The following is an 8,845-nucleotide window of genomic DNA, read 5'->3' on the forward strand; positions in this document are numbered from 1 at the left end:
CGACTGGTTCAACCGGCGACGCCTCCACGGAGAGCTCGGGCACCTCCCGCCCGCCGAGTACGAGGCCCTCCACACTGCATCACCCGCACCAGAACTCACCCTGAAAACCAGCTAACCCACCGTCCACCAAACCCGGGGCTTGACACCCGCCGGGGACTTCAACCTCCCTTGCAGTTGGCCTACCAAGCCGGTGGCTTGGACCTCGACGGGGTTTTCACGTTCCGCACCAGTAAGACGCGGCTGGGGTGGGCGCCCCCTCTACCCCGGGACCAGCGGTGTCCTCCCTCCGGGCTCAGTTACCCGAAGGTCGCTTGGTGCCTTTCAGCACCGGGTCCTGTGACCGCCGCCAACACGCCATCGACGCGGTCTTAAAATCACGAGGCATCATCAAGGGTTCACTTGCGTTCGCCCGTCCAGCCTTCCCCTCACCTGTTGCATCCCGATGGCCGGGACGCTCTTGGGCTTGCACGCTCCGCTTCACACCCCGCCGTTGCCAGCGACGCATGGGAGCGCGGGGACGGGCCCTGGACACTGGCCCGAAATTCAGCCGATCGATACCTCCTTCACGTGACTGTCCTTACTTACGTGGTGCGACCTCGTGTCGCACACTGAGCACTTCAGTTGGCGGGTGAGCGCTCGAGTTGGCGGAGGCCGGGCGTCCGAGGCGGCGGGGAAAGTGGGACGTGCAGGCGGTAAGCGGCACACCCGACCTGGCCGACCCGATTACGATCACCTGCGTGACTGACGGGATAGTGGGAGCGATCACCGGTCTGTTCCGGGGACGCAGGCGCAAGGATGAACTCGCCCAGGTCGATGCGGAGATCACCGCGTTCGGGGAGGCGCTCGCTGGGCATTCCTTCGAACCAGGCCACCACAAGGACGTTCCCGCTCTCCTTGCTGACTACCAACGGGCGCTTGACGCGTACGAGCAGGCCAAGCAGAACTTCGTCGGCGATCGGAACCTCCGGGACGCCGCCGATGTGCTGCGCACTCTCGACGAGGGGCGTCATGCGCTGGCCTGTGTGGACGCCGCAATCGAAGGACAGCCACGCCCGCAGCGGCGTCCGCTGTGCTTCTTCGACCCCCGCCACGGGCAGTCGACCGAGGATGTCCGCTGGGCGCCTTCCGAGGGGGCCGCCCGGATGATCGCCGTGTGTGCAGCCGACGCCGTACGCCTGGCGGAGGGGATGCCGTCGATCGAGAACGGTCTGCGGGAGCGGCGGCCCGCTCCGCACCCGCGGCCCGGACCGAGCCCGAACCCGGCCTCCGCCGCAGGCGCGAAGAGGCGCCCGGAGCGTCGCCCGACCGCAGCGCTTCCGCGCCCGGCTTCCCCGCTCGCGTCTCCTGACCCCTACGAGACCTGGCCCGGGAACACGGGTGCGCGGCAGCGCTGGGAGAGCCACGGCGGCAAGGGAGTCCACCTGGTCCGCACCGACCCTCGGAAGCCCGCCCTGCTCGTGGTCCACCTGAAGCGGGCCGCGGACTCCTGGGTCGAGCTGACCAGCCCGCCCGACGGCAACGGGCGACCCAGGCGGATCCTCACGCACGGCTCCCCGCTGACGCGGGCGATTGTTCCGGTCGAGGCCGACGGTCGGGACGCGATACGCCTCCAGATGAACACCAAGGGAGGGTGGCGGATCTGGTTGCATCCGCCGGAGGAGATCCCGCTCCTGGAGGGAGAGCTGGAATCGACCGGCTCCTACGTCCTGCGGCACCCCGGCGGCCAGGTGCCCCTGCGGATCACTCAGCATGACGGGACCGCCTTCTCGCTCCACGTACTTCGATCGAACTTCACGCTCGGGGCGCTCCTGTGCCAGGGGAACGGGCAGTTCACGGCAGCGGCCATCGTGCCGAGGAAGGCCGGTCTTCTGTACGTTCAGTCGCGCAGCTCCTGGAGCATCGACCCAAGTGGAGGGGTGCACAAGGCACACGCCACACCGGGAGCCTGAGCGTGATACCTGGCGAAACTCGCCAACTGGAGCGCTGAGTCACAGCTGCGCAGCTGCGCCTTCGGCTGTGGGTGGCTGCGGAGCGCCGCCGGGGTCGGCGTCCAGGGCGCGGCGCCCGGTGACCGGGCGCGCGGGCATCGGGTCGCCAGTGGTCGGGGCGGCGGCGGGAAGGCGCTCTGCGGCGAGTTGGGCGCGTGGCGCCGGGGGCGGTCTGTCGTCCGTGCGGGGCGGCTCGGCAGGGGCGGGTCCGGTGCCCAGCGGGCGGCGGTCGGTCATGCCGGGTTCTCGCCCGGCGCGCGTTGTTCTTCCGCACCGGGATCGCCGTGGGCGGCGGGCCCCGAGGCGCGCGGGTCGCGTGCGTGCGAGGCGATGAACTCCGGTGAGCACCGGGCGGTGGTCCTGACGGCGGCGATGCCCAGCAGGTGCGTGACGTACGGCCCCGGCCACGCTCGATACGCTCCCCGGTGTGACCAGCAGCGACGATTTCATACGCGTACAGCGGGCATGGAAGCAGATCGAGATGTGGATGGGCCGCCACGCTCCCGCCTCGCGCGCCATGCTCAACCCGCCCGCCGCCTTGGACCGGATCGAGCGCTGGGAGGCCACGATGGGCTTCCTCCTACCCCCGGCTCTCCGGGCGCTCTATCTGTTGCACGACGGCAGCCGAGGGTACGACCAGGACCAGTTCGGGCACCACCCGCACGTGGAGGGACCGCTGCCCGCACCGGCCGACGACGCTTCCCGCAGCTGGGAGGCGCAGTGGGCCGCCGCTCTCTTCTTGCCCGGCCCCGGCATCCACACCGGCTTCGCCTGGTTCCCCCTCGACGAAGTGATGATGCAGCATCCGGTGCATCAGGGCATCGAAGAGGAGTACCACCGGCTCATCCCCTTCGCCGCCGACACCCTCGACTCCTCCATGTCCGGCTTCTTCCTCGATCCCCAAGACGGGCAGATCGGGGCATGGGGCGATGCGGGGCACGTGGAGTTCGAGATCGGCACTCTGGTCGACTACATCGAGCAGATCGCGGCCGCGCTCAACGGCGGCGGCACAGTCTTCGGCTACCGGCCCGCCTTGCATGCCGGCGGCGCGCTCGGCTGGCCGGACAGCGACGGCGATCCGTTCGACGAACTCGGCGGCGACGCCTGGACGTGGGTACCCGAAGGCGGCCTCTGAGCTTCTCCCGGGTCTGAAGTCGGCCGCGGCGGGCCTCGACAGAAACGCGGTCCGTCGCGGCTGCGCGCTCCCAGTCACGGCGCGCTATGTCCCAGGGTGGTGCACCGACCCGAGGCCGAGACATCGCAGATACGGCTTCTCAAGACCTCAGCGGCACCGCACGATACGGCGCGGTCCACGGCTCAATGCCCAGCAGTCCCTGCCGGTTGCCTTGGTGATGCCTCCCATCGCGCAGGCATACGCGAGGAGGTTGGCATCCCCATGGGGGAAGGGCATGCAGGGTTGCTGCCAGAAGCGGTAGAGCCAGTGCTCCGGCGGGTCATCCGCGAACGGCGTCAGAGAACCTATCTCCTCATGCCGTACTTCGGTGCCGTCGCGGTAGAGCGTGCCGGAGGTGCCGCCCTTGGGGTTGAAGAAGAGGCTGTAGGTGGTGGCCGGCGCCAGCCTGCGGGCCAGTTCGTCGTCGTCCAGCGCATTCCAAAAGGGCTGGCTGATGATACAGCCCAGCGCGGTACCGGTGACGCCCACCGCATAGTTCCCGACGGCGTCGAACAGGTCCATCTGGTCCATCTCGGAATCCTGCTGGAAAACGGGGCACTTTGCAGGATCGGCACCGAGCCGACGGATGACCTCCTCCTCACCGAGGACATCGGTGAAGGTCACGCCCAGGCCCTCGGTATGGATCTTCTCTGCCGAGAAGACGCCGATCAGCCGGTCCGCCCGTGCCTGCTCGGCCCGTTGCGCAACCGTCAACGGCACTGCCCCGGGCATGCCTTCCACCAAGGGTGCGAGGTCCGTCGTCAGGGCCAGCCGCCCCGGTGTCCACGCACCTACACATGGCCGCCACGCATCGGCTCCCGCCTCCAGCAGCAGCCGCACGGTCTTTTCCTGCAGGTGCTCGACCGCCCACCACAAAGGCGTACGCCCCCGTTCATCAGGGATGTCCACCTCCCGCGTGTAGGCGAGCATCGCGGTCACCGCCTCAGCGGCACCCGCGGCTGCCGCCAGATGCAGGGGCGTCTCCCCACATGACCGGTAGCGGGCAGTCGGAGACTCCCCGCCCGCAAGCCGCGCCCGGACAGATGCCGGATCGTTCCAGTCCTGGAGATGCCAGAAGTCTCTCGTACTCATCCCGTGATCATCACAAACAGCACTGACAGCGGCTGTGATGTGTCGGGTTCGGGTCAGTGGAGTGGTCCGCGCCTGCCCTCGCCTCCGGAATCGTGCGCAGCGCGAGCGCCTGCCGTCCGGCCCCGCGCGGCCCGCGCCCCGCGACACCCGCGCCGGCCGCATGCCGGGGGACACGCATACCGGCAGAGAGGGCTGCACCGGCGGGTAGGGTCCTTCGGCATGAGCACAACACCGCCCGGCCTGCGCCGGGTCAGCCCCCGCGCCGCCCCCAAAACCGGGGCAGCCTGCACCGCCGCCGCGTTCGGCGCCGGGTTCATTTTCGCCGCCGGCCCAAGCGGCGGCGCGGACCCGGACCACGGCGTCGCCGGGCACTCGGCCGGCCCCCGCCACGGCACCGGGAACCAGTTCAGGACCGGGGGCCCGGCGCCCGGCGTGGGCACCGGCTGTTTTGCGACCCTGGGCCATGGGGCCGCCCTGCGGGAGGGGGCGCTCGCGACCGCCTGCCGGTTCCTCCGGGACGGCCGGGCCACAAACGCCGCAGCCGCTGCCCGGGCGCTGTGGGACGCCGCCCGTGTGCCGGCACGGGGCCGCCGGTGAACACCCCCCGCCGGGTCACCCCGCGCCGCCTCGGCGCCGCCGCCGCGCTCTACGGCGTGTTCGTCGCGGGCTGGTACCTGGGGCAGCCGGTCACCCCCGAATGCCACGCCGACCGGGCCGCCCGCGACCGGATCGCCGAGGAGTACGAAACCGCACCCACCCCCACCCCCACACCCACGGCGTACCCGTCACGGCACGCCTCGATCTCCCCCCACCCGCTCGACCCGACGCCGGACCCGGCCTCCCACCCGCCCGGGGGCGCCGACGCCAGGCGGTCCCAGACGATCACGATCACCACCTACGCCGTCGCCTGCACCAACGACACGAGCGAACGCCCCCGCCTGCGCGCGTGGCTCGAGGGCCACTGGCGGTAGCGAGGCACTGTGGCCCGGGGGGTTGGCCGCCGCGGGCGCCGGCCTCACCTCGTGCGACACTCCCCGGATGCCTGCCTGGATCACCCCGCGCCGCCTCGGCGCCGCCACCACCGTGTACGCCGTGTTCCTGGCCGGGTGGTGGCTGGGCCAGCCGGTGCGCTCCGACGGCTGCCTCGAAGACCGGCCCACCGCCGGGGCACACGGTCGTCCCACACCGGTAGAGCCGGCCGACCCCGCCCGGTACCTCGAGAACCTCGACCTCGACTTCGGTCTCCTCGACTGGGCCGACGACCTGGACGGCCGCCGCGACGGCGAATACGGCCCCAGCGACTACGGGCACGACCTGCGGGGCGGGTCCGAAACGTACGCCACGTCCGGCGCCGTCTACGCACCCTGCTCCTACAAGAAGCGCGCCCGCCTGCTCGCGTGGATCAACGGCGACCGGGGCTGACTCCATCTGTGCCTGCCTCACGGGCACGGCCAGACCACGGGGACGGAAAGAGGACAGCTTCCCGGAGCGCTGGCTGCCTGGTGGCAGGGCGTGTATGCGGGGCGGTCTGCTGTCGTGAGGTGACCAGGTGGCTGCTGCCGTCCGGTCGCCATCGGGTTAGCCGGCTGTCACGGAGGCGGCTACTCACACCAGGTCCTGACGTCACTGCGAACCCCGTGGTGCTGCGCGACGGCCGCACCCCCGCCTCACCACCAGTGTGCTTCGCACGGTGCCGGGCCGCCCGGTGACGCCGCGGTCACCGGCTCGCCCGGCCGGCAGCACACCACCGCCGGCCGGGCACCGCCTCAGCAGGCGTCGTACTTCCAGTCGCCCCGCTCCTTCAGCCACGGCTGCTCCTGGCCGAAATCCGGAACGCCCTCGACCTCGTACTCCACGAGGACCCGGCCGTCCTCCGTGCCCACCGTCTCCCCGCGCACCTTGACACCGGTGGCGCGCCGCGGCCCGTGCTTCTCGGCGGCCTGCGCCACTGCGGCCTCGTACGCGGTGCCACCGTGCTCGGCGGCGTGGTCGTCCCCGCCCTTCTCATCGGCGTGGCCGTGGGCCTCCCCCTCCTCGCCCTCGGCCGCGTGGTCCATCTCGTCGTCGACCACGCCCCGGCAGCGCTCCGAGAGCATTCCGAACGTGGTCGCCGCGTCTCCGCCGAAGTAGGCGGCGGTGTACTTCTCCACCGCCTCGGTCAGCGCGGCGTCCGCGTCCTTCAGTGGCGGCGTCCGCTCCTGCGAAGACCCGTTCTCCCTACCGCCGCTCGAGGACTCGTCGGCCGAACATCCGGTGAGGGTGAGAAACGCGGCGGCCACGCTCGCCGACAGGATGACGCACACGCGCATGATTCTCTCCGTGACAGGTACGTGGGCCGATGGCGGAACGGAAGATCCGGAGGGCATGCTGCCACACGGAGCGGCCGGCCGCAGGAGGCGGATTCCGCGCAAATCCCTTGCGCCAGAAGTGTTCTGCACACATCGCCGCGCCCAGGGTCCGGGCCGTCTGGGACCAGGTCACCGGCGTCGCCGGCCTGCCTGCCGCAGCCTGAGCCCGGAGCCGGACCCCGGTCCCACCACACCCGACACACCGTCAGGCACTCACATACTCAACAACGTGACAACGCCTTGCTGGTGGCTGGCCATGTGGGCCGGGCTCGTCGCTGACTGGGAGTGGTATTTCGTGGCCTGGCGGCTGTCATGCCGACGGCCCATCGCAGCTGACGCCGGTCACTTCGCATCCCGCTCTGGCAAGGGTGAGTAGCGGGTGGGCCCAGGTGTTTGGCCTTCTGGGGGGTAGTCGCAGTCGAGGCTGGAGATCTCGTAGTCCTCGTTCTTGTTCTGTTCCTGGTCAACGACCACCGCTGCGGTGCAGACGCGGCCGTGCTCGTCGGTGAACGTGACGATCTCGCTGTAATCCGTTGGGGCGTTACATCCCGTCAGCAGGAGCGCCGCCGTCCCGGCGGCTATCGCAACGCCAAGCCCGTATAACCGTTTCATCCCTTGCCCCTCCACGTCCGCTTCGCCGTCCAATCCGGTTGCCGCGCTCCACAACGTAGCCGTCAACGACGGTCCGGTCACCGTGTCCAGTGCATGCCGATGGCGGAGAGTAGCTCGATCCGTTCCGGGGTGGGTGTGGCGGCTCTGCTCCGCTGGTTCCCGATCCACGTCCCGAGCCGGAGCTCTCGCTCTTCCTCTGTTCCTGGTCCTCGCCGATCTTGCCTGTCAACGGTCTTCTTGGACCAGAAGGCCGTTGACACACCTGGGCGTCGCTTTCGTACCTCTGTGGTGTGGGGTTGTTCTTCAGGGCCTTGTCCCGGGCTCGTTGTTGGGTGGGGTGTCGGGGGTGTGGTCCTGGAGGGTCGCGGTTGTGGTGAGGAGGCGTTCCCAGGTGCGGGGGGTGTTTCCGTGGTGTGCGGTGAGTTCGGCGGCGATGCGGCTTTTTGGCCTCGCACGCCGGCGGCGCAGGCCGTTCGCGGAGGCCTGGCCGAACGTGGCGGACCAGCAGCGGACGGTCTCGTGGGAGACGAGGACGCCGCGCTGGAGCATCAGCTCCTCGACCTCGCGGAAGCCGAGGGGGAAGCGGAAGTGCAGCCACACGCAGTGCGCGATGACCTCCACCGGGTACCGGTGCCCCGGGTGCGACGGCGGCGCGCTGTCCACGGGCGCCCCCTCCCCGGCATGACCAACCAGAAGATCATCCCACCCGGTCAGTCAACGGGACCGTGCCTTGCAGTAGTTTGCCCTGCGACGGCGGGGCGTCCGGTCCGGGGAACGCCAGGGGCGATGAGGGGAACCGCTCCTCGGTGCCGCGTGTCTGTATCAGGCGAACTGGCGCGGTGCGGTGCCTTCAACCATGCGGCCGGGCTTGCCGTCACCGCTACGCCGTGCGGTAAACATTTTCGGGGAGATGAACGTGATGCAAGGGCAGTTCCAATTCCATGCCGTTTGCGGCCACGCCATGGCGGTGTCGGCCGCTCAGGCGGGCACCTATGTCCGTTGTCCGTCCTGCCATCAGGTCACGGCCGTCCCTCAGCCGGCCGTCCCCTATGCCGCCTCCATCGGCCCGGCCGTCCCGGTCGGCTCGTATCGGGAGTCCGTCTCCCTCAAGGTGCTGTATCTGGCGGCGCTCCTCGTAGGCTTGACCACTGCCGCGGTCATTTACCTGGTCATGTTCGACGACTTTGCGGAAGAGCAACTGGTCGGTGTCACGCCGCTCTGGTTCTTCCCGATCGTCTTCGGCCTGTACGGGTTTGTCTCCCAGCGGCTCATCCGTCACCTTGTGGAAGGCAGAGCCGCGACGGTTTCGGATGCCGCGCGGATGGCGATCGAGGTGGGCCGTTTCTGGGCAGCACTCGTACTGTTCCCTTTCCTGGTGCTGAAGTGGCGCAATTCGCTTCTGGTCTCCCTCGTCGCGTCGTTGTTCTGGGCCCTCCTGCTGTGGCTTTTCTTCGCCCTGGTCTTTCCCCAACTGTGAGGCCCCAACTGTGAGGCGGTCGGCGGGACGGGACGATCGGGAGCGGGGCCGTTGGGGGACGCAGGGGAGGAACGGCAAAGGGTGCGGCTCCTTCCGAGGGAAAGTCGTTGATCAGGCGTCGAGTTGGTAGTGGTGCTGGTCGGGGTAGGTGCGC

The 8,845-nt window shown here is 69.8% G+C and carries 10 protein-coding genes and 1 pseudogene; 6 read left to right on the plus strand and 5 right to left on the minus strand.

Translation table 11 applies throughout. The features are described from left to right. The first annotated feature begins 737 nt into the window (after positions 1–737). Positions 738–1,949 (plus strand): hypothetical protein, encoded by a 1,212-nt coding sequence (locus tag JL475_RS37210; protein ID WP_202282642.1) that lies wholly within the window; start codon positions 738–740, stop codon positions 1,947–1,949. A 39-nt stretch (positions 1,950–1,988) separates the two neighbouring features. Here JL475_RS37210 and JL475_RS37215 read toward each other — a convergent pair whose 3' ends face one another. Further along, a complete protein-coding gene (locus JL475_RS37215; protein WP_202282644.1) occupies positions 1,989–2,225 on the minus strand; it encodes a hypothetical protein in 237 nt (78 codons plus the stop codon). Positions 2,226–2,415: 190 nt separating this feature from the next. On the opposite strand from JL475_RS37215, the gene JL475_RS37220 reads away from it, so the two are divergent. Beyond that, positions 2,416–3,123, plus strand: a complete 708-nt coding sequence (locus tag JL475_RS37220) for an SMI1/KNR4 family protein (RefSeq protein ID WP_202282646.1) — start codon at positions 2,416–2,418, stop codon at positions 3,121–3,123. Positions 3,124–3,270: 147 nt separating this feature from the next. Here JL475_RS37220 and JL475_RS37225 read toward each other — a convergent pair whose 3' ends face one another. Next, positions 3,271–4,416 carry an ankyrin repeat domain-containing protein gene (locus JL475_RS37225; RefSeq protein ID WP_307825314.1) on the minus strand — a complete coding sequence of 382 codons (1,146 nt, stop codon included), beginning with the start codon at positions 4,414–4,416 and terminating at the stop codon, positions 3,271–3,273. Between the two features lie 57 nt (positions 4,417–4,473). On the opposite strand from JL475_RS37225, the gene JL475_RS37230 reads away from it, so the two are divergent. The 3 genes from JL475_RS37230 to JL475_RS37240 all read left to right on the plus strand — a co-directional run bounded on the left by JL475_RS37230 (position 4,474) and on the right by JL475_RS37240 (position 5,676). Then, entirely contained in the window at positions 4,474–4,851 is a 378-nt protein-coding gene (locus tag JL475_RS37230; RefSeq protein WP_237409373.1) for a hypothetical protein, read from the plus strand. Beyond that, the gene (locus JL475_RS37235) at positions 4,848–5,225 is read left to right on the plus strand and encodes a hypothetical protein (RefSeq protein WP_202282650.1); all 378 of its coding nucleotides are present in this window, start codon (positions 4,848–4,850) and stop codon (positions 5,223–5,225) included. Before JL475_RS37230 ends, JL475_RS37235 begins: the two co-directional genes overlap by 4 nt. Before the next feature lie 67 nt (positions 5,226–5,292). Continuing rightward, positions 5,293–5,676: a hypothetical protein gene (locus JL475_RS37240; protein ID WP_202282651.1), complete on the plus strand. Its 384-nt coding sequence runs from the start codon at positions 5,293–5,295 to the stop codon at positions 5,674–5,676. A gap of 344 nt (positions 5,677–6,020) precedes the next feature. On the opposite strand, the gene JL475_RS37245 is transcribed toward JL475_RS37240, so the two are convergent. The 3 genes and pseudogenes from JL475_RS37245 to JL475_RS37255 all read right to left on the minus strand — a co-directional run. Continuing rightward, complete coding sequence (locus tag JL475_RS37245; protein ID WP_202282652.1) at positions 6,021–6,563, minus strand: hypothetical protein; 543 nt, start codon at positions 6,561–6,563, stop codon at positions 6,021–6,023. Between the two features lie 381 nt (positions 6,564–6,944). Further along, on the minus strand, positions 6,945–7,295 hold the full coding sequence (locus tag JL475_RS37250) for a hypothetical protein (RefSeq protein WP_237409375.1): 351 nt from the start codon (positions 7,293–7,295) through the stop codon (positions 6,945–6,947). Between the two features lie 420 nt (positions 7,296–7,715). Next, positions 7,716–7,877: pseudogene (locus tag JL475_RS37255) on the minus strand (IS6 family transposase); the annotation flags it as partial. A 247-nt stretch (positions 7,878–8,124) separates the two neighbouring features. Here JL475_RS37255 and JL475_RS37260 point away from each other — a divergent pair. Beyond that, on the plus strand, positions 8,125–8,691 hold the full coding sequence (locus tag JL475_RS37260) for a hypothetical protein (RefSeq protein WP_202282653.1): 567 nt from the start codon (positions 8,125–8,127) through the stop codon (positions 8,689–8,691). Positions 8,692–8,845: the final 154 nt, after the last annotated feature.

Source organism: Streptomyces sp. M2CJ-2 (assembly GCF_016757295.1).
In the GTDB taxonomy this organism is placed as follows: domain Bacteria; phylum Actinomycetota; class Actinomycetes; order Streptomycetales; family Streptomycetaceae; genus Streptomyces.